The organism is Bilophila sp. 4_1_30 (genome assembly GCF_000224655.1).
Taxonomy (GTDB): domain Bacteria; phylum Desulfobacterota; class Desulfovibrionia; order Desulfovibrionales; family Desulfovibrionaceae; genus Bilophila; species Bilophila wadsworthia.
Genome location: NZ_JH114278.1, coordinates 1 through 829 on the forward strand (window position 1 = coordinate 1; position 829 = coordinate 829).

Below are 829 nucleotides of genomic sequence, written 5' to 3' on the forward strand. Positions count from 1 at the left end.
GACCAGCGAGAACACGACCATGCGCATGCCGGGGATGCCGGGGATTGCGAATCCGCCGAGGGTGATGGGGTCTTCCACGGCGCGCAGCCATTCGAGCAGGACGGTGATGACCGCGCTGCCGAGGATGCTGCCCGTGAGCGAACCGAGGCCGCCGGCCACGACGATCATGAGCACGTTGAAGGTCAGCAGGAAGGTGAACATCTTCGGGTCGATGGTGGTCAGGAGGTTGCCGAGCAGCGCCCCGCCCACGCCCGCGAAGAACGCGCCGAGGCAGAAGGAGAGCACCTTGGTCCTGAATGTGTCGATGCCCATGACCTTCGCGGCGATTTCGTCGTCGCGGATGGCCTTGAAGATGTTGCCGAAGTTGCTGCCCAGGAGCTTGACCATGCAGTACAGGGTGATGAGCAGCCACCCGTAGTTGACCAGCAGCGAGGCGTGGAAGGGGATGCCCTTGATGCCGAGGGAGCCGTTGGTGATGGGCGTCAGGTTCACGATGAGCACGCGGATGATCTCCGCGAACCCCAGCGTGGCGATGCCGAGGTAGTCGCCGCCGAGCCGCAGCACGGGGATGGCGATGAACAGCCCGAAGATCGCGGCCACGAAGCCCCCGGCGACCACCGAGAACCAGAACGGCGTATGGATGACCGAGAAGGGCCAGATGATGTCCTCGAGGATCCACATCATTTCCTTCTGGGCGGCGGGGAGCACGCACAGGGCGGAAACGTAGGCCCCGATGGCCATGAACCCGGCGTGCCCGAGCGAGAACATCCCGGTGAAGCCGTAGATGAGGTTCAGGGACAGCGCGAGGATGGCGTTCACGGCGATGAGA

At 64.3% G+C, this 829-nt stretch carries 1 protein-coding gene; it reads right to left on the minus strand.

Annotated elements, in window-relative coordinates; all coding sequences use genetic code 11:
• Window positions 1-829 (minus strand): branched-chain amino acid ABC transporter permease (locus HMPREF0178_RS20120; RefSeq protein ID WP_009369378.1); only part of this gene is annotated, 829 nt, incomplete at both ends.